The organism is Saccharospirillum mangrovi, from assembly GCF_003367315.1.
Classification (GTDB): domain Bacteria; phylum Pseudomonadota; class Gammaproteobacteria; order Pseudomonadales; family Natronospirillaceae; genus Saccharospirillum; species Saccharospirillum mangrovi.
Genome location: NZ_CP031415.1, coordinates 1,282,140 through 1,308,745, shown reverse-complemented (window position 1 = coordinate 1,308,745; position 26,606 = coordinate 1,282,140). Strand labels below are relative to the sequence as shown.

Annotated in this window: 34 protein-coding genes and 1 pseudogene; 7 read left to right on the top strand and 28 right to left on the bottom strand. The window is 55.6% G+C overall.

Annotated features, from left to right (window positions below; genetic code table 11):
• The first annotated feature begins 25 nt into the window (after positions 1–25).
• Positions 26–1,906: a monovalent cation:proton antiporter-2 (CPA2) family protein gene (locus tag DW349_RS06340; protein ID WP_198650431.1), complete on the top strand. Its 1,881-nt coding sequence runs from the start codon at positions 26–28 to the stop codon at positions 1,904–1,906.
• A gap of 46 nt (positions 1,907–1,952) precedes the next feature.
• Here DW349_RS06340 and DW349_RS06335 read toward each other — a convergent pair whose 3' ends face one another.
• The 10 genes from DW349_RS06335 to DW349_RS06290 form a co-directional block, all read right to left on the bottom strand.
• On the bottom strand, positions 1,953–2,360 hold the full coding sequence (locus DW349_RS06335) for an SRPBCC family protein (RefSeq protein WP_108124774.1): 408 nt from the start codon (positions 2,358–2,360) through the stop codon (positions 1,953–1,955).
• 120 nt (positions 2,361–2,480) lie between these two features.
• On the bottom strand, positions 2,481–3,137 hold the full coding sequence (locus DW349_RS06330) for a YoaK family protein (protein ID WP_108124775.1): 657 nt from the start codon (positions 3,135–3,137) through the stop codon (positions 2,481–2,483).
• Between the two features lie 16 nt (positions 3,138–3,153).
• The gene (locus tag DW349_RS06325) at positions 3,154–4,119 is read right to left on the bottom strand and encodes an alpha/beta fold hydrolase (protein WP_108124776.1); all 966 of its coding nucleotides are present in this window, start codon (positions 4,117–4,119) and stop codon (positions 3,154–3,156) included.
• Positions 4,120–4,187: 68 nt separating this feature from the next.
• Positions 4,188–4,544: a DUF1304 domain-containing protein gene (locus DW349_RS06320; RefSeq protein ID WP_108124777.1), complete on the bottom strand. Its 357-nt coding sequence runs from the start codon at positions 4,542–4,544 to the stop codon at positions 4,188–4,190.
• A 49-nt stretch (positions 4,545–4,593) separates the two neighbouring features.
• The gene (locus DW349_RS06315; RefSeq protein ID WP_198650432.1) at positions 4,594–5,091 is read right to left on the bottom strand and encodes a DUF1993 family protein; all 498 of its coding nucleotides are present in this window, start codon (positions 5,089–5,091) and stop codon (positions 4,594–4,596) included.
• A 3-nt stretch (positions 5,092–5,094) separates the two neighbouring features.
• Entirely contained in the window at positions 5,095–5,298 is a 204-nt protein-coding gene (locus DW349_RS06310) for a 2-hydroxymuconate tautomerase family protein (protein ID WP_108124778.1), read from the bottom strand.
• A gap of 24 nt (positions 5,299–5,322) precedes the next feature.
• Positions 5,323–5,715 (bottom strand): GFA family protein, encoded by a 393-nt coding sequence (locus tag DW349_RS06305; RefSeq protein ID WP_108124779.1) that lies wholly within the window; start codon positions 5,713–5,715, stop codon positions 5,323–5,325.
• A 34-nt stretch (positions 5,716–5,749) separates the two neighbouring features.
• The gene (gene tmpT, locus DW349_RS06300) at positions 5,750–6,397 is read right to left on the bottom strand and encodes a thiopurine S-methyltransferase (protein ID WP_108124780.1); all 648 of its coding nucleotides are present in this window, start codon (positions 6,395–6,397) and stop codon (positions 5,750–5,752) included.
• Positions 6,398–6,399: 2 nt separating this feature from the next.
• Positions 6,400–6,936, bottom strand: coding sequence for an MOSC domain-containing protein (locus DW349_RS06295; protein WP_108124781.1), 537 nt, complete (start codon positions 6,934–6,936; stop codon positions 6,400–6,402).
• A gap of 51 nt (positions 6,937–6,987) precedes the next feature.
• Positions 6,988–7,905, bottom strand: coding sequence for a LysR family transcriptional regulator (locus DW349_RS06290; protein ID WP_108124782.1), 918 nt, complete (start codon positions 7,903–7,905; stop codon positions 6,988–6,990).
• A gap of 116 nt (positions 7,906–8,021) precedes the next feature.
• On the opposite strand from DW349_RS06290, the gene DW349_RS06285 reads away from it, so the two are divergent.
• Together DW349_RS06285 and DW349_RS06280 are read left to right on the top strand one after the other, a co-directional pair.
• Entirely contained in the window at positions 8,022–8,717 is a 696-nt protein-coding gene (locus DW349_RS06285; protein ID WP_108124783.1) for an NAD(P)-dependent oxidoreductase, read from the top strand.
• Positions 8,718–8,758: 41 nt separating this feature from the next.
• Positions 8,759–9,457, top strand: a complete 699-nt coding sequence (locus tag DW349_RS06280; RefSeq protein ID WP_108124784.1) for a DUF4386 domain-containing protein — start codon at positions 8,759–8,761, stop codon at positions 9,455–9,457.
• Here DW349_RS06280 and DW349_RS06275 read toward each other — a convergent pair.
• From DW349_RS06275 to nudK, 5 genes are all read right to left on the bottom strand, one after another.
• Entirely contained in the window at positions 9,429–9,815 is a 387-nt protein-coding gene (locus tag DW349_RS06275) for a DUF2784 domain-containing protein (protein ID WP_108124785.1), read from the bottom strand. The two genes, DW349_RS06280 and DW349_RS06275, sit on opposite strands and share 29 nt — an antisense overlap.
• A gap of 8 nt (positions 9,816–9,823) precedes the next feature.
• Complete coding sequence (locus DW349_RS06270; RefSeq protein WP_108124786.1) at positions 9,824–10,426, bottom strand: glutathione S-transferase family protein; 603 nt, start codon at positions 10,424–10,426, stop codon at positions 9,824–9,826.
• A gap of 31 nt (positions 10,427–10,457) precedes the next feature.
• The gene (locus DW349_RS06265; protein ID WP_157954283.1) at positions 10,458–10,862 is read right to left on the bottom strand and encodes a hypothetical protein; all 405 of its coding nucleotides are present in this window, start codon (positions 10,860–10,862) and stop codon (positions 10,458–10,460) included.
• Positions 10,863–10,951: 89 nt separating this feature from the next.
• Positions 10,952–11,533, bottom strand: coding sequence for a YdeI/OmpD-associated family protein (locus DW349_RS06260; protein WP_108124788.1), 582 nt, complete (start codon positions 11,531–11,533; stop codon positions 10,952–10,954).
• A gap of 4 nt (positions 11,534–11,537) precedes the next feature.
• Positions 11,538–12,116, bottom strand: coding sequence for a GDP-mannose pyrophosphatase NudK (gene nudK / locus DW349_RS06255; protein WP_108124789.1), 579 nt, complete (start codon positions 12,114–12,116; stop codon positions 11,538–11,540).
• A gap of 289 nt (positions 12,117–12,405) precedes the next feature.
• Here nudK and DW349_RS06250 point away from each other — a divergent pair, with 289 nt between their 5' ends.
• A complete protein-coding gene (locus tag DW349_RS06250) occupies positions 12,406–12,999 on the top strand; it encodes a hypothetical protein (RefSeq protein WP_198650433.1) in 594 nt (197 codons plus the stop codon).
• A gap of 105 nt (positions 13,000–13,104) precedes the next feature.
• Here DW349_RS06250 and DW349_RS06245 read toward each other — a convergent pair whose 3' ends face one another.
• From DW349_RS06245 to rhlB, 10 genes and pseudogenes are all read right to left on the bottom strand, one after another.
• Positions 13,105–13,515, bottom strand: a complete 411-nt coding sequence (locus DW349_RS06245; RefSeq protein ID WP_108124790.1) for a hypothetical protein — start codon at positions 13,513–13,515, stop codon at positions 13,105–13,107.
• Positions 13,516–13,746: 231 nt separating this feature from the next.
• Entirely contained in the window at positions 13,747–14,385 is a 639-nt protein-coding gene (locus DW349_RS06240) for a dihydrofolate reductase family protein (protein WP_108124791.1), read from the bottom strand.
• A 25-nt stretch (positions 14,386–14,410) separates the two neighbouring features.
• Entirely contained in the window at positions 14,411–14,827 is a 417-nt protein-coding gene (locus DW349_RS06235) for a VOC family protein (RefSeq protein WP_108124792.1), read from the bottom strand.
• Between the two features lie 95 nt (positions 14,828–14,922).
• Entirely contained in the window at positions 14,923–15,498 is a 576-nt protein-coding gene (locus DW349_RS06230) for a cysteine hydrolase family protein (RefSeq protein ID WP_108124793.1), read from the bottom strand.
• Positions 15,499–15,538: 40 nt separating this feature from the next.
• Positions 15,539–15,940 carry a hypothetical protein gene (locus DW349_RS06225; RefSeq protein WP_108124794.1) on the bottom strand — a complete coding sequence of 134 codons (402 nt, stop codon included), beginning with the start codon at positions 15,938–15,940 and terminating at the stop codon, positions 15,539–15,541.
• A 3-nt stretch (positions 15,941–15,943) separates the two neighbouring features.
• Positions 15,944–16,303 (bottom strand): DoxX family protein, encoded by a 360-nt coding sequence (locus DW349_RS06220; RefSeq protein ID WP_198650434.1) that lies wholly within the window; start codon positions 16,301–16,303, stop codon positions 15,944–15,946.
• Positions 16,304–16,433: 130 nt separating this feature from the next.
• Positions 16,434–16,817, bottom strand: coding sequence for a VOC family protein (locus tag DW349_RS06215; protein ID WP_108124796.1), 384 nt, complete (start codon positions 16,815–16,817; stop codon positions 16,434–16,436).
• Between the two features lie 66 nt (positions 16,818–16,883).
• Positions 16,884–17,321 (bottom strand): helix-turn-helix domain-containing protein, encoded by a 438-nt coding sequence (locus tag DW349_RS06210; RefSeq protein ID WP_108124797.1) that lies wholly within the window; start codon positions 17,319–17,321, stop codon positions 16,884–16,886.
• A gap of 133 nt (positions 17,322–17,454) precedes the next feature.
• The gene (locus tag DW349_RS06205; protein ID WP_108124798.1) at positions 17,455–18,594 is read right to left on the bottom strand and encodes a 4-phosphoerythronate dehydrogenase; all 1,140 of its coding nucleotides are present in this window, start codon (positions 18,592–18,594) and stop codon (positions 17,455–17,457) included.
• Between the two features lie 249 nt (positions 18,595–18,843).
• A pseudogene (gene rhlB, locus DW349_RS06200) lies at positions 18,844–20,079 on the bottom strand (ATP-dependent RNA helicase RhlB); the annotation flags it as partial.
• A gap of 46 nt (positions 20,080–20,125) precedes the next feature.
• Between rhlB and DW349_RS17345 the strand changes: the two are divergent.
• Together DW349_RS17345 and DW349_RS06195 are read left to right on the top strand one after the other, a co-directional pair.
• A complete protein-coding gene (locus tag DW349_RS17345) occupies positions 20,126–20,431 on the top strand; it encodes a hypothetical protein (RefSeq protein WP_157954284.1) in 306 nt (101 codons plus the stop codon).
• A 143-nt stretch (positions 20,432–20,574) separates the two neighbouring features.
• The gene (locus DW349_RS06195; protein ID WP_108124800.1) at positions 20,575–23,184 is read left to right on the top strand and encodes an EAL domain-containing protein; all 2,610 of its coding nucleotides are present in this window, start codon (positions 20,575–20,577) and stop codon (positions 23,182–23,184) included.
• Between the two features lie 4 nt (positions 23,185–23,188).
• On the opposite strand, the gene DW349_RS06190 is transcribed toward DW349_RS06195, so the two are convergent.
• Complete coding sequence (locus tag DW349_RS06190) at positions 23,189–23,746, bottom strand: elongation factor P hydroxylase (protein ID WP_108124801.1); 558 nt, start codon at positions 23,744–23,746, stop codon at positions 23,189–23,191.
• 148 nt (positions 23,747–23,894) lie between these two features.
• Between DW349_RS06190 and DW349_RS06185 the strand changes: the two genes are divergently transcribed.
• Complete coding sequence (locus DW349_RS06185) at positions 23,895–25,316, top strand: MATE family efflux transporter (protein ID WP_108124802.1); 1,422 nt, start codon at positions 23,895–23,897, stop codon at positions 25,314–25,316.
• On the opposite strand, the gene tusA is transcribed toward DW349_RS06185, so the two are convergent.
• On the bottom strand, positions 25,289–25,543 hold the full coding sequence (gene tusA, locus DW349_RS06180; protein ID WP_108124803.1) for a sulfurtransferase TusA: 255 nt from the start codon (positions 25,541–25,543) through the stop codon (positions 25,289–25,291). The two genes, DW349_RS06185 and tusA, sit on opposite strands and share 28 nt — an antisense overlap.
• Positions 25,540–26,604, bottom strand: coding sequence for a 23S rRNA (cytidine(2498)-2'-O)-methyltransferase RlmM (gene rlmM / locus DW349_RS06175; protein ID WP_198650435.1), 1,065 nt, complete (start codon positions 26,602–26,604; stop codon positions 25,540–25,542). The genes tusA and rlmM overlap by 4 nt, the downstream gene beginning before the upstream one ends.
• Between the last annotated feature and the right edge of the window lie 2 nt (positions 26,605–26,606).

The following is a 26,606-nucleotide window of genomic DNA, read 5'->3' as shown; positions in this document are numbered from 1 at the left end:
CTACCTATTATTGACGAGGCCCACCGTGACCGACGTTCTGCTCATCGCCTTCTTATTCCTCTGCGCCGGCGTGTTCGCCGTGCCCGTTGCATCGCGCCTTGGCTTGGGCTCGGTGCTTGGCTATTTGCTCGCCGGTGTGCTGATCAGCCCTTTGCTGGTGTTGCTGCGTGTTGATGTGGTGGCCGTGCAGCACGTTGCCGAATTCGGCGTTGTGATGATGCTGTTTCTGGTCGGCCTGGAACTCAACCCGCAACAACTGTGGGACATGCGCCGCAAACTGATCGGCCTGGGTGGCTCGCAAGTGGTGGTCACCGCCTTGGTGGTGATGGGCATCGCCATGGCGCTAGGCCAGCCGTGGCAAGTCTCGCTCGCCATCGGTTTAATTTTGTCGCTGTCGTCCACCGCCATTGTGCTGCAAACCCTCAGCGAAAAAGGGCTGCTCAATAGCGACGGCGGCAAAGCCAGTTTTGCCGTGCTGTTGTTCCAGGACATCGCCGTCATTCCGATGCTGGCATTGATCCCACTGCTGGCATTAAGCGAACCGCACAACGCCATCGATGCGCATGGTGAAGCCGCTCAAGGTCTGAGTTTGGTGGACGGTTTAGTCGGCTGGCAAACAGCCTTGGTGACCATAGCGGCGGTTGTATTTGTATTGGTGATCGGTACCTATTTAGCACGACCGCTGATGCGTTTTGTCGCCAGCGCGCGGCTGCGCGAACTCTTTACCGGCGCCGCTTTGTTGCTAGTGATTGGCATCGCGCTGTTGATGTCGCTGGTGGGTTTGTCACCGGCGCTGGGCACCTTCCTGGCTGGGTTGGTGTTGGGCAACAGCGAATACCGCCACGAACTGGAAGCCGATATTCAACCGTTCAAAGCACTGTTGCTCGGCCTGTTTTTTATGACCATCGGCGCCAGCATTAACTTCGAATTACTGTTCGATGAATTCGCCGTTTTGCTTGGCTTAACCCTGGCGCTGATCGTCGTCAAAGCTGTCGTACTTGGCGTGCTGGCTTATATTTTCCGCGTTCGCGGCTCGGATAAATCCCTGACCGCCATTGCTTTGGCTCAGGCAGGTGAATTTGGTTTTGTATTGCTGTCGTTCAGTGTCGCCAACGCCGTGTTGCCGACCGAAATCGCCGACCGCCTGATGCTGGTTGTTGGTCTGTCGATGATCCTGACACCGCTGCTGTTTCTGGCCTTCGAGTATCTGGTGTTGCCGCGCTACAGCAAAGTGGAAGGCGCCATGGATGAAATCACCGAACAGGGCGATGTGTTAATTCTTGGTCACGGCCGCGTCGGCGGTATCGTCAACCGCATGATGCGCGCGGTCGGTTTTTCCACCACCGTGATCGACTACAGTTCAACTCAATTGGAAATGCTACGCACCTTTGGCTTGCGCGTCTTTTTTGGCGATGCAACGCGGCCCGACTTGCTCAAAGCCGCCGGCATCGAAAACGCCAAAGTGGTGGTGGTCGCCATCGACAACAAAGACGAAATCACCAAACTGGTCAGCTACATTCACAAGACCTATCCCAAGGTGCACATCACCGCACGTGCCTTCGATCGCTTCCACGTTTACGACCTCTGGTACGCCGGTTGCCGCGACGTTATTCGTGAAACCTACGACAGCTCGGTTCGCATCGGTCGGTCGGCCATCGAAGCCATGGGCATCAGCCGCGAGCGGGCACAATTCATTGCCGATGAATTTGAGAAAGTGGATCGCCGATCCATGGTGGAAGTATCCGAACTGTGGGATCCGAACATTCCGACGATGGAAAACCAACCCTACATCGACAAGGTTCGGGAAATGACGCGCGACTGGGAAGAGATGTTAAAAGGCCGGCTGCATCCAAGCGAATTGGAAGACGAATCCACGTCATCAACCCAGGATCAAGCCATCAAATAATGCAAAACGGCGAGTGGCAAAATACCACTCGCCGTTTTAATCCGGCTTATTTATTTTCGACGTGCCGGGCAAACCGATCCAAAATGGCCTGCCATCCTGCGCGCTGCATTTCTGGCGGATTCATGCTTTCGGCATCAAAGATTTCCGTCACGGTCACACCTTGGGCATCGGCCACAAAGCGCACTTCCACTTCCCGATCATCGCCCATGCGATACGCCAATAATCTCGGCGCCTGGACCTGAGTAAAGGTGCCTCCGAAATCAAAACCCGCACTGCCATCGCGCGCTTCCATGCGATAGTTAAAACGGCCACCTACCCGTAAATCGAGCTGGCTGCGCGGGTTGCACCAATCGTCCGAGGCGGCATTCCACTGATTGATATCATCCGGCGTTGTCCAGGCCTGCCAAACAGCGTCCAACGTGGCGTTAACTTGCGTACTGACTTCAATTTTCATGGCGCCTCCTCGAATTTTAATGGCGTTTGTTTTGGCTTAGTCGAACCAGTTTGTGTGATTTCGACAGCGACTGAAACAATAGTTCAGTACTGCAAAACTGGCCCCAGTCCGCTGCTACTTTCACTGCCGAACCCGATAACGATGATAGACAACAGCCAGCAACAAACAGGCACTGGCCGGCGCAGCGAGAGCGTTAAAACTGAAGCGTGGAAATAACCAGGCGCCGACGACGCCACCACTGATAAAACCGACGATGATCAGGATAAACAACACACATTTACGACGATCAAATGGCTCACCGCGCCACCAGGAACCGAGCAGGATACCCAAGTCAGTAAACAGACCGGTGACGTGTGTGGTGCGCACCACGGCACCGCTGTAAGTGGTCGCCAGGGCGTTCTGCATGCCGCAGGCGGCGGACGCCAAATACTGCCCGGAGTGCGAGCCGTGGTCGAACAAACCCATGGCGCCGAACAACAGCAACGCTTCGAGCACCAGCAAGGTTTCGTATTGGCGACCGAGCTTCAGCGCGCCGCCACCCGCCAACAGGCCAGACACCAGCGCACCGAAAAAGAAACTGACCAGTATCAGCAATAAATGCAGGCTTTGATTCCACGGCAGTCGACCCAAACCTGCACCCAAAGACGTCGCCGTGCCGGAGAGGTGCGACAACGCCTGATGATCCAGACCCAAGACCGCAATGGCATTGACGCAGCCAGCCACCAGCGCCAACGCAAAGGCTCCGTATTCAACCCAAGGCGGTAACCGTGAAATCATCCGATTTTGCTCTACATCACTGAGGTTGGCTTTGTGTCCAGTGCATGAAATCGTCGAACACCGCCGGCCAATGATCAATGGAACCTTCGGCTAAGGGTTCGACGTAACTGTGATCGCAGCCCAGACAGACGTGAAAATCCAGATTGGTTTTACCTGCCGATAAAAACTGCACCGGCAATAAGTACGCCGTCTCAATCGGCGTGCTTTCATCTTCGGTAGCAAACTGTGCGTAAATGGGAATGTCCAACGCCAATAAATCTTCACTGGGAGCATGACGGTAAGACGACCAGCGGCGATTGGTGTAACCCCAGTCGTCAAGCTCTGTAGACTCCGGGTCCGCCAGGATGGACCGATACCAGTCCAGCAATTCCATAATGTGTTGATGCGCGTCAGCGTCGCTTTGCTGGCCTTGCAACGCCGCCAGGCGTTCAAACAGCGCAAACTCATAGAAATTGTTCAGCACATTACCGGACCAGAATCCCAAGTGAGTAATCTGATCGTTATTGCGCGCCAGACTGGCCGCAATTTGTGCACCTTCCGAATGGCCGTAAACAATGATCTGACCACCCGGCTCCAACTCATGTTGCTGAATGTGAGCGATCACCTGAACGATGTCCCGAATGCGCCGTTGCCGGTAATTAGCCCGCTGGTATTCGTCCGGCACTTCAAAATGTCCCCACTCCCGAATGCCACTCAAGCCGGGTTTTGCCACCACGGCATAGCGGTAGTCATCGTTTAACCGCTGGTCGTCGTCGGGAAACGATTTAATAAACCGCAGCCCGTTTGCTGTGGATTGATAAAAGAAGATCGGGAACGGATCCGTCCCTTGAATAAACAGCACCAGGTGTTTGGCTTTCCCGGAGTTTCGGTTGATGTAGTAGGTGACATCGTCCCCTGCCACATCAATCGTCACTTCTGAAAAACCGAAATGATCCAATGCCGCGTTCAAGTGTGTCGCATCTGTGGTATCGGCACGGGCCATAACGGCCAGTCCCAAAAGACAAAGACTCAAGCCGAGTTGACGCATCCGTCCCATCGTAGGCTTCCTTATCAGGCAAAGACCAGCGCCAATAACGCCAAAGCTGCCGGCGCGGCCTGTACCCAAAGAACCTTCCGACTGACAGTTGCTGCGCCAAACACACCGGCAACAACGACGCACGCCAAAAAGAATACTTTGACGGCAAAGCCGGCATCGCCTAACAACAAACCCCAGACCAGGCCCGCCACCAAAAAGCCGTTGTACAAACCCTGGTTCGCCGCCATCACCTTAGTGGTTGCCGCCTGTTCAGCGGTTAAATTAAACGCTTTCATACCCGCTGGTTTATCCCAGAGAAACATTTCCAGGAGCAGAAAATAGGCATGCAACAGGGCAACCAAAGCCACCAGAATATTGGCTACTAACAACATCGTTTTTCTCCTAATTAACGCAGTTTTTATTGATCATTTATAACAACATTTACCGTTCCGACCCGACGAAACTGAACCCATCGGGATAACGGTGCCAGCCATCAAAATCGCCTTTGCTTAACGGCACACCCTGCGACCTGGCAATGGCGTAGACCATGCTCAGATGAAAATAAAAATTGGGCAGCCCATAAAGGTGGACAAATTCTGTTTCGGACAATTCCAGATCCGCAAACCCGGCACGTTCTCGAATGCGATGCGACTCATCGGCAATTTGCCAATCCGGCAACTGCGCCAGAAAAGCCTGGGTTTTATCCAGTTGATGCTGCAACTCGGCTCGGGAAAGAGCGGCCGCTTCGAAGTCGGGCAACGTCTGCCGCACCAACGGACAATAGACCCGCAGACTGAACTGAATGGCAGTACGAACCTGTTCAGCCAGATTGAGCATATCGGGCGCCAAAGATGCCCCAAAACAATCGTCTGGAATGCGTTGCAGCAACCCGTTCAATTGTTGCAAATAGTGCTGAAATACCGCCTTTAATTCGGGCACGAATTACAAACCGTTTTTACGTCGTTCGGTGACCGACTCACCGCCGATACCCCAATTGTCGGTATCCACTTCGTCTATGGTTACTACTGTGGTTTGTGGGTTCTTATTCAAGACCCGCTGCAACAAATCGGTGACGCCAGAAATCAACTCACGTTTTTGTTCGGCGGTTGCGCCTTCGCGCGTAATTTTGATATTGACGTAAGGCATGGATACTGTCCTTTTAAAACAGGTTTAAAACCAATGGTCCCGCACACACCGGCCATCGAAAGGCATGGGTTCAAATTTATCCAGGCCATCAAAATGTTTGACCGGAATATCTGCAATGGCTTCTGGTTCAGTTAACCTCATATTTACGGCAACACGGCGGCGGCCGTCAGCCGGAGCTTCTATGCCGCGCCAATAACAAACGCAACCGCATTCTTTGCAAAAATGAAAACCGATTTCCCGATCACCTCGAACGTAGACGGATGTCGGTCCGCTGAGAGTAATGGCTTCGTTTTCATAGTCGTAGGCCCAAAGCCCACCGTAACGGCGACACAAGGTGCAATTGCAAGCCGTGACGGTTTCCGGTCGTTTGTCGAATGTCCAGCTGACGGCGCCGCAATGACAACTGCCTTTGATCATGGTTTCAGCTCCAATGAAAGGTTAATTCCCGCAGTTAGATATTGGCTTCGGGTCGCAGCAACCAAAGCACTTCTTCCGCTGGCACCTGGCCTCTTAAACCGCCGTTCACGTCGTGCCGGGCTAACGCGAGGCATTGATAGGCGGCGTCATAATGGCGCAGGACTTCGCTGTCGCTGACCGAGAACGGCGGTCCCGGCACTTGGTCCTGATCGTAAACGTAGCTGATCAATAATTGCGGCACGGCAGGCGCCAATGTCATCAGTTGGTGTGCGTAGCCGGCGCGCATGTGTTCGGGCAGCGCCACCAGGGCCGCCCGGTCGTAAACGGCATCGACTTCACCCAGCAGCGCCGGCGTTAATTCCAGAACGTCGCCCACCCAAATATCCACATCCCGGGCGTGAAAATGCTTCAGTGGTCCGTGCTCAACCACCTCGGGTTCAACGCCCAAATCGGCAAATAATTGCACGATGGCCGATTCCACCAATTCAGCACCGACGACGCGATATCCTTGTGTCAGCAACCAGCCGATGTCGCGCGTTTTGCCACACAAGGGCACAAAGACGCGACACCCAAGCGGTTGTTGCAAATGGCTGAAATAATGCACCAGCAGCGGGTTGGCTTCGTCCAGATGAAAGGCGATGCGATTGCTTTGCCAGCGGTCGTGCCAGAACGAGGCTTCCATGTTCAGACCGGCTCCAGAGAACGATGCGGTTGCGTCGGCAATTGCACCGCAATAACGTCGCCGGTCTGCACCGTACCGCCGGCTTCCACCACAGCCATCACACCGGCTTTGCGAATCAGTTTTCCATCGGCATCGCGGTCCAATAACGCGGCGGTGAGACCTTTTTGATAGTGATCCAGTTGCGCACAAGGGTTACGCAAACCGGTGATGCGCAGTTGAACGCTGTCGCCCAATTGCAACACCGTGTCGGTTGGTAACGACAATAAATCAACGCCCAGCGTAAGCACGTTTTCACCCAGCGTGGCGGCCTGAACATCGAAACCGTCGGCACGCAGTTCTTCCAGCGTTTCTGCGGCGATCAAATGCACTTGCCGCAAGTTAGGTTGAGTCGGATCGACCTTGACCCGAGAGCGGTGCTGCACAGTGGTACCAGCGTGCGTATCGCCTTCAATGCCATAGCCGGCCCGAAACGTCAGTTGCTCGGCTGGCACTTTGGAAAAACGATGCTGATCGTCTTTGCTTAACGCGACAACATTCATACTTATCTCCCTGTGTGGATAGACTTGCCCAGGCGCCTATTCCAGCTCAGCTTACCAATGCGCCGATGACACTTCACCGGTGTCGGCGAGGGCTTCTGCCAGGGCATCATACACCACCCTTACCCGTTGGCTGGTGCGCAATTCACGATGGCTCACCAACCACAATGGCAACTGTAATGGTGGCCCCAGATGCTCAAAGGCGCGTTGAAACGCCGGCTCAGTATCGCCAATGCGCTGCGGAAAAAAACCAAGTCCCTGGTGCAGTCGCACCAGTTGCCAATGCAGCATTTGCGATAGCGATGTAATGCGAACGTTGTCCTGACCGATGGGCCAGCCTCGGGGCTTGAGAAATTCTTCCAATTGGTTGCTTTGTTCAAACCCAATCACCTGGACATCGCGCAAATCCTCCAGCCGTTCCAACTGACCGAACGTCGATAAATATTGCGGCGTTCCGTATAGCCAGATGGGCTCTTCGTAGAGCTTTCGGGCAATGAGATCGGGCTCGGTGGGACGAAACGAACGCAGCGCAATGTCGGCTTCGCGGCGTTTCAGATCGGCCACCGAATGCGATACCTGCACATCCAGATGGATACCCGGCCAACGCTGGCGAATGCGGCTGATCACCGAGGGCAACAAAAACACCGCTTCCAGTTCACTGGCGGCGATGGTCACGGTGCCATCCAACTGAGTGGCCTGCCCGGTCGCCGACAACGAAAAACGGCCGGCCGCTTCGGCCATCATCTGCACGTGTTGTTTCAATTGGCGGCCGGCGGCGGTCAGCACCAACCCCTGCCCGACACGCTCAAACAACGTAACGCCCAACTCCATCTCCAATGCCGACACCTGACGCCCCAACGTTGGCTGCGCCAGCCCCAAGGCACGGGCGCCGGCGGAAAACGAACCTTCTTCTGCGGTCACCAGAAAAGCGCGCGCCCGATTCCAATCGAAATTGATGGCGGTCCAATCCAAAACAGACTCCTTAAGGTATGCATATTTGCATAGATGCCAGGCCGATTTGGGCAATGTAACGCCTCACCAATGCCCCGTACACTGATTTCAACCTTACTTATCGGAGCTATTGACCCATGAAACCTAAAAAAATCTGCATTGTTGGCGCTTCAGGAAAGCTCGGCCAATACATGATCGAACACGCCCTGGCAGCCGGCTACGACGTCTCCGCCGTTTGCCGCGAACAAAGCCTGCCCAAGCTGGCGCGCTTTGTTGGTCGCATTCAATTGCATGGCGCACCGACCGACGACGCCGACACCATTCGCCGCGCCAGCGCTGGCTGCGATGCCGTATTAACCGTTCTGGTGCCCTGGGGCATGGAACGTTACGCCTCAGGAACCGCAACAGCGGTTTTGGAACAGGCACCCCGCGACGCGCGACTGATTTTTTCGTGCGGCTGGCACATCAGCCGGGATGGGCAAGATCGCTACAGCTGGAAACTGAAAGCCATCGTTGCGGTGTTCGGTAGGGTAGCGCGCTGGTTGCGGGTAGCCGAGCTGGACGATCAGGTTCGCGCCACCAATTTGATTTTCAACAGCGACCGCCGCTGGACTGTTGTCCGTGGCAGCGATCTGGATGAAGGCCCCAGCGAAGGTTTGCCGATCTGGTCGCAACACGTTGGTGACGCCGCCCTGTCCAGCAATCGCACCCGACGCACCGACTTTGCGCTCTTTATGGTTCACGCCGTCAGCGACGACGAACTGATTCAACAAGCGCCGGCCATTTGCAGTTGCCAAAGCGAATCGGCCCTGGCTTTCGCCCCATCGCACTGACAACCACAACCTCATTCCTATTCAATAACGGGATCACAACCATGACTCAATCCGAACAACGTCTTGCCCGCATTGCCGCGGCGCTCTATCTGCTGCTGATTCCGCTGGGTGTATTCGGCATTCTCTATGTGCCGGAATTTATCTGGGTGGAAGGCGACAGCCTAGCAACCTTAGCCAATATTGAAGCCAACACCACCGCCATTCGCTGGAGCATTTTAACGGCCTTTGCCATCCAGATTACGCAGCTGTTTCTGGTTGTCGCGCTCTATTATTTACTGCGCCAATTTGGCAACACCGTGGCGGCATTTATGGTGTTGTTCACGCTGGCGACCATGCCGATTGCGATGCTCAACGAACTGTGTCGTGTTGCCGGATTAATGCTGTTGGATTCCGAAGGCATGAGCGCTGTGTTCAGCCGCGACCAACTCGACGCTGCCATCTTGTTCGCGTTTCAGTTGCACGCCGACGGCATCATGATCGCTCATATTTTCTGGGGGTTGTGGTTGATGCCGATGGGTTGGCTGGTGGCTAAAGCCCGCTTCCTGCCGTCGATTGTTGGTTGGCTGTTGATCATTGGCGGCATTGGTTATTTCCTCGACACCGTCACCTGGTTCGCACTGGGTACCGATCGATTCTTTATCGCTCAATACACCTTTATCGGAGAAGTTCTGTTGCCGCTGTCGTTGCTGTATCGAGCGTTACGGCCGGGCATCAACGCGGCCGAACCAACCACCAACTGAACGCCACCAGCGCACCAAACAGACTGTAGACCAGAATAAACACCCAGTCCGGTGCGCTGTAATACAACAGGCTTTGCAGCCAGTGCTGAATAAAGGAACCGTTGTAGGTATCCAATCCGGCACTGGCACGCAACTTCATTTCCAACACCGTCAGCGGACAAATCACACCCAGCCATGACTGCACCACCACATAACCAATCGCCGCCAGATGCACCAGACGAAACACCCGGCTGCGCACCCAATGCCAATCGAAAAAATAGCCGACATAGACCAGCGCCAGACCAACAACAACGAACGCGACGAACGATACGTGCAGCAACAAAACGACGTTCGCCAGCCAAACCAATATCGTATTCATTACGGCCTTTATGCGCCCATGGCACGATAACCTGGCAACGCTTCCAGACGCGTCAGCCAGGCTTGAATTGCCGGATATTCCGCTAAGTCAAACCCGCCTTCGTGTGCAACGTGCGTATAGGCATACAAACTGATGTCGGCTGTGGTGGCTTGATCGCCCACCAGAAACGGCGTTTGTGCCAACTGGGTTTCCATCACTTTCAGCGCTTTATGCCCGCCTTGCTGTTTGGCGTCGTAGTCGGCTTTTCGATCGTCCGGCAAGCCCAGATATTTGGCAATAAACCGGGCTACCGCAATATAGGGTTCGTGGCTGTATTGCTCGAAGAATTGCAATTGCTGCACCTTGGCTAAGGTGAACGCATCGGTGGGTAAAAAGCTGGAACCGGCGGCCAGAAAATTGATGATGGCATTGGATTCCCATAAACAACGACCGTCGTCCAATTCCAGCAATGGAATTTTGCCATTCGGGTTTTTGGCGCGAAAGCCAGGCGCGGCAGTTTCATTATTCAGGATATTAACGTCGACCCACGCCAGAGGAATGTTCAACAAGCTGCCTGATAATTCGACTTTGTAACAATTCCCGGACTGGTGATCACCGTAGAGCTTGTGCATTCAATACATTCCTTAAGTACAACGACTGCAACTAAGGCAGCGTTCGATTTTGAAAAGCCGCCCACATGCCGATCAGGGTTTTAACCCCGTACCAGCCAGCAACAAAAATTACTGGGGTAATGCCGATCAACACCAACCACACTTCGTCATGGTCTGCCCGGAACAGAACAACGAAATACACGAACATCAGAGCCAGCCCGATGACAGCAAATACAACGCTCTTACCCAAGACACCAAGCTGATAACGCGCATGATTTTTGGCGAATTCTGTTTCGGCATTTTTGCGCATGATCCACGCAATAACTGCTCCGATAAATGGCCCCACCATCATGGTTAGCGGTATCGCCACACACAGAATATACATGGCGATGATCCAGGTTTTTTCATAATTCGCTACCGGATCTAACATTGAGTTCGGTCGCATGGGCTGACTCATTTTCACATCCTTTAGGTTTTACTGTTGTTGTAGTTATTATTGTAATTATTGTTGTTGTAATTATTACCGTCGTTAGTCGTTGACCGGAATTAATCGTGCAGCCCCAAACCGTCCATGATGCGTTCGCGGTGTTTCTCTACTCGGGCCGCTCGGGTCTTCGATTGTTTGGCGCTGGAGAAATGCAATAAATAGCCACGTTGACGACCGGGCGTTAATGCCTGAAAGGCATCGCGGAAGGCCGGCGATTCATCCAGACGGCTTTGCAGTTCTTCCGGTATTTCAAACTCGTCGGTCGCTTTAAACTCAACTTTCAAACCGGACTTTTCAACCGCGATGGCTTCGGCAATCAGCGCCTGTATAGCGGCTGTTTGTTGGCGAATGGTGCTGGCATCGGTGAAACACAGGCGCTTGGCCGATTGGGTATGCTTTCCCGGCCACTGCAACAAGCCGTCTGGATCATTCAGCAAAGCGCCTTTGGGAAACAGCAAAGCACAAAACTGTTTGAACCCTTGAATGATCAGCACATTGTTGTCGTCAAAGGTGTAACAGGGTTTGCCCCATTTATAAGTTTCAGTAAGTGGCGATGCCACCACAATGGCGCGCAGCAGCTTGAACTCTTCAGGCCACTGTTTGGCGTTATTCACGAAGGCATCGACACTGGCAAGCGACATCGTCTCACCCCATTCCTTTCAATTTTAAATAGTGCAACAGCATGATGGTTTTACCGTCTTTGATGTCACCGCTGTCAATGCGCGCCAACGCCTCGGTGAACGGCATCTCCAGCACCTCAATGTTTTCCTGCTCATGGACCAGACCGCCACCGTCGGACACCTTCATCGAATCGTGATATTCAGCGATGAAAAAGTGGACCAGTTCAGTAACCGACCCTGGCGACATATAGGCTTCGAAGACTTTCTGCACATCGGACACCCGATAGCCGGTTTCCTCTTCGGCTTCGCGTCGAATGCAGTCTTCCGGGTTGTCTTGATCGAGCAGGCCGGCGCAGGTTTCGATCAACATGCCATCGGTGTTGCCGTTGATGTAGGTAGGCAGGCGGAACTGGCGAGTGAGGATGACGCTTTGCTGGTCGCGATTGAACAACAGAATGGTCGCGCCATTGCCGCGGTCATAGGCTTCACGCTCCTGCGTTTCCCACTGACCATCGGCGCGTTGATAGTCAAAACGGTACTTGTAGAGGTGGTACCAATTGTCGGACAGCAGGGTCTTATCGAGGTTTCGAACCTTGTTATTCATGGTCGGCCACCTGAGCCTGAATTGTATGGCCGCTTAAGCTCTCATATTCCCTTACAGTCGCCAAGTATTTGGGGCCACGACATGGCGGTTACATCACAGCTAAGTCCCGTGCCGCCAATTTTTCACATTAGGCGGACACAAATGCGCCATTGATGCTTGTTGTCCCATAATCGGTAAGTCAAAGTTAGCGCTTATATAAACAGGTCGGTGTTTCTAACCCCCAGCCTCGGTAATCCCTGGTCCTATCCGAGTCACCCCGTTTGATCGGACGGAATCTTTGGCGAACAGGATGAATGCTTTGAAAATCGTACAAAAGAAGAAATCGCACAAACACATTTTTACCTTTCACGAGGATACGTTCACGTTTGCCTACCAATCGAAACATGGTTCAGGAGAATTGGATCTGGACTATATGGACGTTGCGGAGAAACCCTTCGTGCAAATTGAGCGCAATGACTGGCTCAGGAATGTCGGCTACATCTGGTTGATCGTTGGCGGCATTCAGCTGGGTATTGCTGCCTACGCACAGATGTCACTGGCTGGCAGAGGCGTCTGGATTCTGCTCGGTGTGGCTTGCCTTGCCATCGAATATTTCTCACGGGTGAAATTTACGGTCTTTCACGTCGACCGCTGGAATGTCCATGTGATTCAGGACAAGCACCACGATCAGATTGTTCAGACTCTGAAAGAACGAAAAAAGGAGCAACTGTTGAAACACTATGCGGACATCGATCCAAACAACAGTCTGGAAATGGAGATCAATAAATTTCGCTGGTTAGTCAAGGAAGGGGCGCTAACCCAAGAGGAATCGGATACTAAAATCGCGCAGGTAGAACGGCTGTTTCAAGAAGACCACTCAACATCGGACACCACATTGAACTGAATTCAATCAGCTCCGGAGTGAAGATTAAAAAGGGGAGCTACCCCCTTTTTAATCCGGAAGCAGCTCAGCTTACTCTTCCCAGTAAGCGCTTAGGTTGAGACGGCATCAGATGCTCGACTGAACGCACTTCTCATATTTGTAATATTGGTTTTGAACGTTTTTGGTTCCCGGTGCCGGGCTATATAAATGTGCAGCCACACAGGCCCAACCAGGATTCACGTGATAGACATAGACATTGGGCGCATAGGTTGCGACGTTTTGCGGGTCGGATGGCAGTTCGATTTCGCGGCCCAGAACACGCTCAAATTCGGCTTCCAACGCTTCATTCGGGTAAATGTCCAACGGGGCTTGCGCAGCTTGAGTGATCAGCCAGTCGGGCAATTTACGGTGTGTGATAAAGACTTCGATATCGCGCGACAGGACATCGCCTTGCAGCGGTAACTGGCCGGATTTATTTTGGTATTCGACCAGCAGATTAAAAATGGTATCCAAATGCTGAATTCTGATCTGGTCCATATCCGCCTGGTATCGCGTTTCCAATCCAGCACAGCCATTCAGAAATGCCGCCGTGAGTAATATCGCTACAACTGACTTCCGCTTGTTCATGGAGCCGACCTTTCGTTGACGTTTTAGTGGTCAACTTCATATTCGATTACATCGAAGCTTTCAACCATGGCGAAGCTTTCGTTGCTTTGTTCCTAAGGAGAGTCTGGCGGTCCACTCATGCGTTGGACCGCCCGTTTCGGTTCAGGCGCGCACGTACCGCAAATGGGTGGCATCGGGTGTATTCAAAACAGAATCCACTCGGAATTGCGGTGTGGGTTCGGCCAGGTTTTCAAACAACCGCCGGCCACCGCCAAACAGAATAGGCACCAATGCAATTTCCAGTTCATCAACCACGCCCAGGTTTAAATATTGCTGAATAACATCGGCGCCGCCGGAAATCCGGATGTCTTTCCCTCCGGCGACTTTCCGCGCTTGCTCCAAGGCGTGTTCCGGACCTTCGTTTACAAAATAAAAAGTGGTGCCACCGGGGCGAACCCAGGGTTCACGTTTTTCATGCGTCAGCACAAACACCGGGGTATGAAATGGCGCTTCTTCCGGCCAGGAAACTTCGCCGCCTTCAAACATGCGTTTGCCTAAAATGTTGACGCCGATGCGTTCTGTCGTGGCGCGAAACATGTCGTTTACGGGGCCGGTTTCTCCGCCGGGACCAAACTTCAGGTTGTTGCGAAAAGACTCAAGCTTTAGCACCCAGCCCATCAGCGAGCCCCACTTTGCCGCCCAATCTTTATATTCGGGCGTCTGCCAATGCTCCATCGACATGCCTTCCGGCGCCATATACCCATCGAGTGACAAACCGATATTGACGAATACTTTGGTCATAAAAAATTACACCTATGCAATGTTGTTAGCTTGCCGATTCTTCAGTGGCCGCTGCCATGTCCATCCACATGGCACCCCAGATATGGCCGTCGGGATCACAAAAATCGCGACCGTACATAAAGCTGTGATCCTGGATCGGATTCACATCCGCCTGACCACCGTGTTTGGCCGCCGCCTGATTCATAACGTCTACGGCCTCGCGGCTGTCGCACGACAGATTAATGGCCATTTCGCTGGTGTTCGATGGGGCAATCGGACGGTCGGTAAATTCACGCCATTTGGCGTGGGTGATCAGCATGATGCTCACCGCTTCGCTCCACACCATGCAGGCGCCGGTGTCGTCGCTCAGTTGCGGGTTATTTTCTAAACCGATGGCCTGATAGAAGGCTTTGGCTTTGGCAAGATCGGCGACCGGTAAACTGATAAACACTTCTTTAGCCATGATGAACTCCGACGGTTAAAGGCCATGGATTGGCCTTCTGCACTCAGTCGAACCGGATAATCGAATTTCGACACCATCAAGAAAACAATCGATAACTAACCGGCAAGCCGTTGCATAACGGCAGCTGTGTCCAACACCGTAGCGTATTCACCGTCCATGTTTGCCAGTGACATCAGGTGAACTTCCTCGGCCGAACGCTCGTGGCCGCCAAAGTCGACTTTGTTAAAGGTGAAGGTAGCGTCCGATACCACAAAGGTTCGGTAACCCAAATTTCCCGACATCCGCGCCGTGGCTTCAACCGAGTTATTGGTGATGACGCCGACGATGACGATGTCGGTAATGCCCTGGCTGCGCAGCCTGGCATCGAGATCGGTTCGGATAAACGCGCTGTTGGTATCTTTTTCGAGAATGGGCTCGCCCGGCAGCGGCATCGCGACGGTTTTAAAATCGTTGCCGGGCGTGCCGATCTGATAGGTCGAACCCGGCACGGTGGACATGTGTTTGACGTGCAAAATAGGCAGTTGGCGTTCACGCCAGGCGTTCAATAACCGACTGATCTGTGCTTCGGCGTCCGGGTTGTTGCGGACGCCCCATCTGGGATGATCAATGGCGTTTTGCAAATCGATGATCATCAGCAACGGGTTGGGTGATTGGAATGTTATGGCCGGCATATTGAAGGGCTCTCGGTGTCCATCCGGTAAACCACACTGGCTAGGCGTTTGGTTCAATCACCAGCCGATAACACAACAAGGCAGCGATCATCGTAACCGGGGTAAATACGAAGGTCTCAACTGCCTGGGTGGATGCCAAATTGCCCAGGGCGTTCAGCAAAAACAACCCCACCAGAACCCACAAGACAGCGTTGATCAACCAAGGTACAAGCACCGGGCGCAGGTAGCCGACTTTCATTGCGACAACGGCCATGACCAAAACCGTGACCACCAGGGATATTGTTTCAAATACTCGCACTTGGACGGTGTTGTTCAATCGCCCACCCCAGACCTGATCGAACGGAACAACACCCACCAGTAGCAACAGATGGAACACCACCAGACACAACAACATCGTTAAAAGAATGTTGGCAGCCAAACTAAAACGAAGTTGTTTTATCACTGATCAGTCCGTGAGTTGATGAATGGGAAATACCCGCCGAACGGCATTGTCTCTGAGCCACAACGCCAGCCACATAAATATGCCCAGATAAACGCTAAACAGCGTGTGGCTGAACAACGGACTGCCGGCATTCAAATTACTGGCCAGCGCGCCGCCCAACAATCCGGTAAACAAAATGGCCCCTAACAAGGCCGTTCTTGGAATCAGGAACAACAGGGTGCAGGACAACTCAATGATACCGATCAGCAGCAAATAATCGGACGTCCAGCCGAGTTGAATCATTGAATCCACCGCCACCTGCGCGCCCACCAATTTAGGCGCAACGGAAGCGACCAACATAAAGAGTGCAAATAACGCCGTCATAACCCAACCTGTTTTTTTCATACGACCTCACATTCTCGTTGATGAGCATTCCTTGAGTAGTCGTTCCAAGCATTGCTGATTCGACACGACCGATCGGTTTTTTCGACCCCCGATGGCTGTGTCGCTGCAGTTACAACTGGTACACCTGAATCAGATTCCCACAGGTGTCGGCAAAAATTGCGATGGTGACATCGCCAGCCTGGGTAGGCGGCATGGAAAACACCACGCCTTTTTCTTTCAGCCGGTCACACACCGTCTGAATGTCGTCCACTTCAAAAGCGGTCATCGGAATGCCCTGTTTGAACAGCGCTTCCTGAAAGGTTTTCGCCGCCGGATTGTGGTTAGGCTCCAATACCAATTCGGTGCCTGTCGGATCCTGGGGAGAGACCACCGTCAGCCATTTGAATTCACCTGCGGGAATGTCTTTGCTTTTTTGAAAGTCCAGAATTTCCGTATAGAACGTCAGTGCTTTGTCCTGGTCATCGACAAAAATACTGTTCAGTTTGATCTTCATGTTGCCTCCTTTGTGCGGCCGGATGTGGGATCAACCGGAGATGGAGTGTAACGACAGTCCAATGACTCAGGCTTCTTCAAAATTGCGTTGTTGCTTTGGTTGCCCGCACATCAACGCGAAACAACTCGGCACCCATTGTTTGGGCACCTCGCCGGATGCTTTAACCAGTGGCCGGTAGGTTTGACGATATTCCGTGGGTGTCATCCCGAATCGACGCGCGAACAAATCGCTGAAGGTGCCGAGGCTGGAATAGCCGACGTCCAGACAAATATCCGTCACGGAATGGTCAGTCTCCATCAGGCGTTGTTTGGCGACCTTCAGTCGCTCCTGAATCTGGTACTGATTCGGAGTAACACCAAAGACCGTTTTAAACAGCCGGATAAAATAATACGGCGACATCCCAATGGCGTCGGCTACCTGCTCAACGCTCAACGACGACTCAGCCATCTGCGCCAGCATCGATTTGGCATCGGCCAGCTTAATAAGCAAAGCGGTATGCAACATGGGTTGGCGACACTCAGTGTATTAAGGCGCAGCCGGAAATGACGACGCCGGTAACGGAGCGCTTACTTTGGTGTGCCTGAGTGAAATTGGCAATGTTCGAGGCGGGGTATTGAAGACGACCGTGGGTCGATTGCTAGGGCTTGAACCCTAAAGCACAAAACCAATCTCGCGCGCGCTCTGGCACATTCGCCAGTCGGGCGGCGCCGATTTCACGGCGCTGCGGATATTGCTTGCGCAGCAAATCAAAGTCAGCCGGTTGGATAGCACCGTCAGTCACACTTTGATGCATGGCGACACTGTCGCGCGCCGGATCGTGCAGCGCCTGGATCAGTTCGCTGCCCAGGCGTTCCGGGGTGTCGGTATTGAAGAAGGCCGCGTCGAGGCTGGGGCCTTCGGGAAGGTCGGGGCCTTGGGGTAAAGGTTCGCCTGCCCAGGCGTATAGGGCTTCGGCGAGCATGCGGGTGCCGGTCCATTTGCCTTCCTGGCTGTAACCGGCCACGTGCGGACTGGCGTGGACGACTGAGTTCAGTAAGCGCTCGCTGACGCGTGGCTCGTCGGGCCAGACGTCCAACACCGCTTGAATGTGGCCGGCGTCCAGCACCTGTTGCAACGGCGCTTCCTGAATCACCGAGCCGCGACCGGCGTTGAGCAACCAGGCGCCGGGCTTGAGTTTGGCGAGTTGTTCAGCGCCGATCATGCCGAGGGTTGGGTGATTGCCGTCACGCACCAGGGGCGCGTGCAGGCAAACGATGTCGGCGGCGCTCAATAAGGTATCGAGGTCGGTGAAGCCGGCGTGGCCTTCGCGTTCAGCGCGGGGCGGGTCGCACACCAGGGTGCGCACGCCCAAAGCGTTTAAGCGTTTCACCAACAGACCGCCGACATTGCCGGCGCCAACAACGCCGATGGTTTTTTGCCACCAGTTCAGGTCGGCATCCAAATGCAGACGGGCAAAGACGGACAGCACCCAATCAACAACGGATTGAGCGTTACAGCCGGGGGCGTGGTGAAACGGGATGTTTTGTTCGGCGAGCCAGGCGGTATCGACATGGTCGGTGCCGATGGTGGCACTGCCGACGAAGCGGACCGGGGTGCCCGCCAGTAAATCTTTATTCACTTTGGTGACCGAGCGGACCAGCAGGACATCGGCGTCTTTCAGGTCGGCGTGGGTCAGGCTGCGGCCGGCGACACGGGTGATGGACGCTGCCACCGCGTCGAACCAGGGTTCGACGTGGGGCATGTTTTCATCGGCGACGATGCGCAGGCCGGTGGCCATGGATCAGACAGAACCTTCCCGGCGTTCGACGTCGGTTTCAGACTCGTCGTCGGTGTCGTCTTCCTCGTCTGAGTTCGCGTCCACTTCTGACAAATCGACATAGGTGTCGCTGTGATCATCGGCGCGGTTGCCGATGTTGTCGTCTTCACCATCATCAGCGTCATCGTAGTGGTCGTTTGCGCGCAACGCAGCAGCTTCAGCGTCTGCCCGGTCAGCTGCGCCTGCCACATCGGCGGCTTGCAGATCCTGCAGCCAGTCTTCCGGCGGCTGTTCCAGATCGATCTTGCGCTTAATGTAGTCTTCGATCGCAGGAATCTGGAAGGAGTCGTCTTCGCAGGCGAAGCTGATCGACTGGCCTTTGGCGCCGGCGCGGCCGGTACGACCAATGCGGTGCACGTAATCTTCCGGGTCTTCCGGCAGGGTGTAGTTGACTACGTGAGATACGCCGTCAACGTGAATGCCACGGCCGGCGACGTCGGTCGCGACCAGTACTTGCACCTTGCCTTCTTTGAAGTTGTCGAGCGTTTTAACGCGCTTGGCTTGCGGCACTTCGCCGGACAACACCTGGTTCTGGATGCCGTCTTTGCGCAGGCGGTCGCTCAGATCGCGCACGATGTCGCGGCGGTTGGCGAACACCATAACTTTATCAGCACCCGGCTGTTTCAGGACGTGACGCAGGAGGTTGTACTTTTCGTCGGCGGTGACCAGGAAGACGTGTTGCTCGACCTGCTCGGCGGTTTTCACCTTGGGTTCGACTTCCACACGCACGGCGTCCTGAGTCCAGCGTTCGGCCAGGTTGAGGATGTCGTAAGAGAAGGTGGCGCTGAACATCAACGTCTGACGTTCTTCATTGCGCGGCGTGGCGCGAACGATGGATTTGATGTCCGGGATAAAGCCCATGTCGAGCATGCGGTCGGCTTCGTCGATGACCAGGGTTTCGACCTGATCGAGGAAGACTTCCTTACGGTTCATGAAGTCGAGCAGGCGGCCCGGCGTGGCGACCAGAATGTCGAGACGGCTTTCCTGCAATTGCTTGCGCTGTTTATCCATGTCCATTCCACCGACCAGAGCGGCCACTTTCAGGCGGCTGTGTTTGGTCAGCAGTTTGGCGTCTTCGGCGATTTGCAGTGCCAGTTCACGCGTCGGCGCCAGAATCAGGGCGCGCGGCTCGCCGGCGTATTGTTCCGGCAGACGGTGTTCCATCAGATCGGTGATGACGGTGATCAGGAAGGCGGCGGTTTTGCCGGTACCGGTCTGAGCTTTGCCGATGCAGTCGTGGCCGGCCAGGGTGTACGGCAGCGTCATGCCCTGGATCGGGCTGCAATATTCATAACCCAGCTCATGGATGGCGCGCATCAGAGCAATGGGAAGGAAGAGGTCGTGGAATCGGACTTTGCCTGGAGCTTCGGGAACTTTGAACTGAGAGATATGCCAGCGGGGTTTACGGGGTTTGCGAGATTGATTGGTCACAGAGTCACACTTAATTGCTTGCGCCCGTCAGCGATTCAACGGCTGGGGCGTGATTGCTTAAATGACCGTCCCGACCGGATTAACCGGCAATATGGGCGGCCTGCCTATGCCCGAACTCGGCGCACTGAGGCAGCCGGATAACGGACGGATATTGCTTGGCTCAACAGAGCCATTAAAGAACGCGATCACCCTATTGGGCGTTCGATCCACCCAGCAACCGGGCTCTGTGCCTTGTGGCATGGAGCCTGTGCTCGGGGGCGGCGATTGTAGCGCATTTTTCGGCCAGTCTCGAATTTCTGTGCCGCTGTCGGGCTTATGGAAAGCGCCAGGCACCGTATTTTTTAATGAACTTAATAAATCACTTTAACTTCCAGCCTTGCTGCACGGCCAGCCTGCCGCTAGTCTAAGGTTTCGGCTGGGACTGCGTGTACCGACCGTAGGGAATAAGCCTGGCCGGATCCGCCAGGCTCACTTAGGGAGCCGGAGGTTCCCGCCAAGGAGACTGCAATTGTGAAGTACTGGTTCATCCCTATCTGGATGATCCTGGTGATTGCATCGGTCCGGGCGGCAGAGCCTTTATTGGTCCTCCAGCCGGATACCGAGCAAGTCAATTTGGCTGATTACAGCCACACCTGGATTGATCCAGCCGCGGATACCGACTGGCAGCACGCCTATCAGCGCTTCCTGTCGGGCGGTTTTCAATCGCCCGATGGTCAGCCGGCCAACATCGGCTATACCAGTAGCAGCCTTTGGGTTGCCGTTCCGATTGCGGCCAGACACCAGGATTCACAACCCCTCAGCTTCGATTCAGTGGTTTCGTTCGATTACCCGACCATCGACTGGATCGACGCCTGGCTGTTGAAAGACGGCCGGGTGATTGAGCAATTTCAGGAAGGCGACCGCCAACCCCATCCCAGCCAGAACGAAGCCACCTTCCGCCCGCATCTGGCGATGAATTTCGACTACAACGATGGCAGCTACATCCTGTTGTCGAAATTGCGCAGCCAGGGTTCGGTGCAAGCACCGATGACGCTGTGGGAAGCAAGCCGGTTCTACCGCGAACTGCCGGCGCAGAATTTCATCTGGGGCACTTTTTACGGCGCCATTATCTTTGTATTGGTGTTCAACCTGTTTCTCTGGGTCAGTACCCGCCGCGCCATTTACCCGCCCTACCTGCTGTTTGTGTTCAGCATGTCGATTTGCGTGGCGCTGCTCAACGGCCACAGCCGGCTGCTGCTGGGCCAGACCATTTCCGTGCATCTGGTCAACTGGGCACCGGAATTCGGCATTTTGGGCTTTATCGGTCTGATTCTGTTTACCCAAGGCGTGTTGCGCACGCGTCAGTTAGGGCTGATGAACCGGCTGCTCAATATTTCGTTGCTGGTCAACGTGGTGCCAGTGCTGGTCAGCCCTTGGATCAGTTATCGCTGGATCAGTATGTTCGTCTTGGCCGATTTGATCTGGCTATTGGGTTTGAGTCTGACCACTGGCGCCTTGTCGTTGCGCCGACAGCGCCGGGTGGCGGTGTTCTATTTAACCTCCTGGCTGCCGTTTTTGATCGCAGCCATGCTGTTTATGACGCGCAACGTGGGTTGGCTGCCGGTATCGCCGATCACCCAATACGCCTTGCCGGCGGGTTTGGTGATGGCGGTGGCGCTGCTGTCGCTGGTGATTGCCGACAGCCTGAAACAGGCCGAAACCTCGGCGCGCGATGCGCTCGATCGTGAACGCCGGGCGTTGCGGGCCCTGGCACGTAACCAGGAAGAAACCACGCGTCAGGCGCTGCGCGACCCCATAACCGGCTTGCCGAACAAGGCGCAAATTGCGCAATTCATCGACCACATCAAATCCGACGCGCCGCTGCGACTGGTGATTTTCCGGCCCGATAATTTGCGCGAATTGCTCAATACCCTGGGTGAATCCAACGTCGATCAACTGACCCGCAGCGCCGCTCAACGCATTGAATCGCTGCCGCTGCATCAATACGGTGCCCAGGTGTTGAACCCGGGCGAACCGCATCCGCGCCGCATCGCTCAGGTGGAAGGCCGCAACTTCCTGATGATTCTCGACAACGGCCCGGACGGCCACCCGCTGGCGGAATTGGCTAAGGCAGCCGACGCGGCGCTGAACGACGCCATCGCCCTGCCCGGCCTCGACATCGCCGTGCAATGCCGCCTGGGTTCATCACGTCTGCCCGAAGATGGCCGCACCTTGGGTACTTTGATTCGCAAAGCGCAGGTGGCGGTCGATCAGGCGATCAACCAGAACCGCCTGTTTATGGAATACCGCGCCGACACCGATCCGTATCAGCCCGAACGATTGCGCCTGGCGTATCGCTTGAAACAAGCCATTGCACGCAACGAACTGGAGCTGCACTACCAACCGCAACGCCGTCTGACCGACAACCACGTCTACGGCGTCGAAGCTCTGGTGCGTTGGCCACAGGCCGATGGTGCGTGGATTCCGCCGGGCGAATTCATCCCCATCGCCGAACGCACGGGTTTGATGCCGGCGCTGACCGATTGGGTGATTCAAGCCGCCTGCCGCGCCAGCGCACAACTCAGCGCCGCCGGCTGGCCGATGTGCGTGTCGATCAATTTGTGCGCTGGCGATTTAACCCGCCCCAACCTGCCCGCCCGGTTGATCAATACCTTGGCGGAACACCGGCTGGCGCCCGGTTCGCTGGCGGTGGAAATCACTGAATCCATGTTGATCGACGACTGGGCGCCGACGGTGTCAAACCTGGAACAATTGCGTCAGGCCGGGGTGCGGGTGTCGCTCGACGATTTCGGCACCGGCTATTCGTCGTTGTCGTATTTGCACGCACTGCCGATCGATTGTTTGAAGGTCGATCAACAATTTGTGCAGCAACTGCAAAGCAGCGCGTCGGCCGAGGTGCTGGTGCGTTCCATTGTGCAATTGGGCAAAGCCCTGGGGTTGGATCTGGTTGCCGAAGGCGTGGAAAACGAAGTTACCGTGCAACACCTGCAACGCCTCGGCTGCGGCGCCATTCAGGGTTATTGGTTAGCCAAACCGATGCCGCTTGAGGCCTTGCAAAACTGGCTGACTGAGCTGGCCGATCCGTCCATTCTCCCGGCTGCGGGGCAGGACAGTCGCTGAGCCGTTACGCCGGCGGCTGTTCGAAGTGAGCCGCGTCCGGCCAGGGCTGATCGAAACCTTGCGTTAACCGCTCAACCGCCTGCGCTGCCCGTTCCGGCAAACCATCCTTGAAATACCGCTGCGCCTGTTGCTGCACCGCAAATCGAAATGGCCGGTCGTCGGTCGCTTCGCCGCCGAGGTTATCGCGACTGGTGCGAAAACGCCGACCGCAGGCCGCCGCCAGCCACCACTCCAACGCCTGAGGTTTGACTTCCACCTGCTCGAACGCCGCCTGCTGTTCTGCGCTGCGACCGTCCGGGCAATACCAGTAGCCGTAATCTTCCAGCAGACGCCGCTGTGCGCCGGCCAGACACCAATGTGCCAGTTCGTGCAGCGCCGAGTTGAAGTAGCCGTGTGCGAAGACGATGCGATGCAGCGGCTGCCCCGCAGTTGCCGGCAAATACACCGGCTCGCCCGCACCCGCCCACAGACAAGCGCCCCACTGGCGTTCCAGCCAGGGGTTCAGCGTCGCCAGCAGACGGTCGACATCGGCTTCCCAGAATTCGCGGGCTAACGGTGACATACACAATCATCGGATGGGTTTGGCGGCGGCAGTCTACCGGTCTGGACGTCGCTGACAAGAGGCCAACCGTGGTTGACCGCAGGTACATTGCCAACGCACCAAAAAAAGGCACAATAGCCAACCTTTCAATTCGAGCCCGGAGGCCGCTGTGGATCAGGATCATCAACCCTCGCCAGATACCCGGGCTGGCCTGATCCATACCACACTGACGGAGTGGAAAACTCTGGCCATTCTCGGCGGTCCGATTCTGATCGCCCAGTTGGCCATGATGGCCAACGGTGTCATCGATACAGTGATGGCCGGCCACGCCAGTGCGGAAGATTTAGCGGGCGTCGGCATTGGTGCGAGTTTGTGGACGCCGCTGTTTCTGTTCTTCGGCGGCACTCTGAGTGCGTTGCAACCGATTATTTCCGGCCATCGTGGCAGCGCCACGGTTGAACGCATCATGCCGATCACCTGGCAAGGGTTGTACGTGGCGATTGCCGCCAGCGTCATCATGGTATTGGTACTGGGCCAGGTGCAGCCGTTTCTCGATTGGCGCCAACTGGAGCCGGTCACCTCGGGTGTTACGCTGGGCTATCTCGGCGCCTTTGTCTGGGGCGTACCGGCGATGATGGCGATGGTCGCCTTGCGCGGACTGACCGATGGTCTGGGCCACACCAAAGTCATCATGGCGTTTTCGCTGCTCAGCGCGGCCATTAACCTGCCGCTGAACTACATCTTTATTTACGGCAAGCTGGGGTTGCCGGCTTTCGGTGGTGTGGGCTGTGGTTGGGCGACGGCAATCTCCAACTGGTTGGCCTTTACTGCCTTGCTGGTGTATTTGCAGCGCAGTCAAACCTATCGCGATTTCCATCTGGTTCAGGATTGGGCCGCACCAAACCTGACCGATCTGAAATACCTGCTGAAACTGGGCATTCCCATCGGCTTTACCATCTTTGTCGAAGTCAGCATGTTTGCGGTTATCGCTTTGTTTTTGGTGCCGTTAGGCCCCAATGTTGTCGCCGGCCATCAAATAGCGCTGAACGTGATATCGCTGATTTTTATGGTTCCGCTGAGCATCGGTATGGCGCTGACACTGCGCATCAGCTTTTTAATCGGCGCCCGTCAGCTCAACACCGCCCATCTGGTTGCCCGATCGTCACTGATACTGGCGTTGGCGATTGCCCTGCTCTACGCCGCCGGCCTGTTTGTTGGCGCGCCGTGGGTAGCCACCCTCTATACCGGCGTAGCTGAAGTTCAGGCGGTGACCATTCGCCTGCTGTCTTTCGCCGCTTTGTTCCAGATTGCCGATGTCTTGCAAGTCACTTGCATCAGCGCCTTGCGCGGCTATCGCGATACCCGCCTGCCGATGTACATCATGGTGTTGAGTTTCTGGGGTTTCTGCCTGCCGCTCGGTTATGCGTTGACGTTCACCGATTGGCTGGTGCCGGCCTTGGGTGCGGCCGGTTTCTGGGTTGGCTTGACGGTGGGATTGAGTACTGCGGGTGTGTTGCTGCTGACGCGACTGTTCTGGTTCAGCCGGCCTTCGTCCGGCTCGGCTCAGTCGGCTTTCTTGCGCACCCAGTAACGGTAGTCGTCGCCCTGGCTGTCTTGCTCCAGCAATTGATGGCCGAGGAATTCGCAGAACTGCGGAATGTCGCGCTGGGTGGCTGGATCGGTGGCTTGAATCAACACCGTTTCACCGGCGGCCATGGTGCGAATCTGCCGGTGCAGCATCATCACCGGTTCGGGGCAACGCAGCCCGCGGGTATCGAGTTCGTGATCGTGACCCTGTTCAATGTGCGGCGCGCTCATGGCCGATCCTCCAACGCCAGATAAAGGGTAATTTCTTCGCGGTCGAAATAGAGCTGGCGGGCTTGCAGCTCGTACTGCCGACCCGCCAGACGTTCAGCGATGCGTTCACGGATGTCACGCCAGCACGCCCAGCGCTGTTTCATCGGCAATTTCAAATTGAAAACCGCCTGCCGCGCCCAACCGGCTTCCAGCCAATCGAGCATCCGCTCCGCCACGCGCGCCGGCTGTTCCACCATGTCGCACACCAGCCAATCAACGGGGTGCTCCGGCTGCCAGCGAAAGCCGTCGGCGCGGTGATGGCTGACCTGGCCGGTCGCCATCAGCTCGTCATTCATGGGGCCATTATCGACGGCATCAACGTGCAAACCGCGTTTGACCAATTGCCAGGTCCAGCCGCCGGGGGCGGCACCGAGATCGACGGCGGTGCGGTCGTCGCTCAAGCGCTCGCGCCAGGCCGGGCCGAGAAACACCTGAAAGGCTTCTTCCAATTTGAGCGTGGATCGGCTCGGCGCGCTGGCGGGGAATTTCAATCTCGCCACGCCCATCGGCCAGGCCGGTCGCAATGTCGGCCGATCAACGCCCAGCCAGACACGGCTGGAATCCGGGAAGAAGGCGTGCAGTGCGGGGCGTTTGGCGTCGTCTTTTGCCAGCAGCCGGCCATCGCTGCGCAACGCCTGTCGCAGTGGATGGACGAACTTGCCAGCAAAGCGTGCGGTAGCGCGATAAGCGTCGCCTTCGGCGGTATCGCAGAACAGTTGACCAAAGGCCGGAGCCTCGGTGCCGAGTGTCGTTGTTAAGGCGGCGAGGATGGGGGCAATGCGATCGGCGGCGGGCAAATTGTCGATCTCCGCCAGCAACGGCCAGACATCGCGCGCGAACACCAAAGGTGCGAGGGCGTCGTAGAGCGCCAGCGCACTGGCGCATTCAAAGCGGATAAATCCCGAGTCTGCTTCCAACCGCGCCCAACCGCTGTGCCCAAGTTCTGCGGCCACGGCGGTGATTTCCGCCAGGCACTCTTTTTCAAAACCGGGCCGGCACAACAGCAACAACGCAGGCGACACGG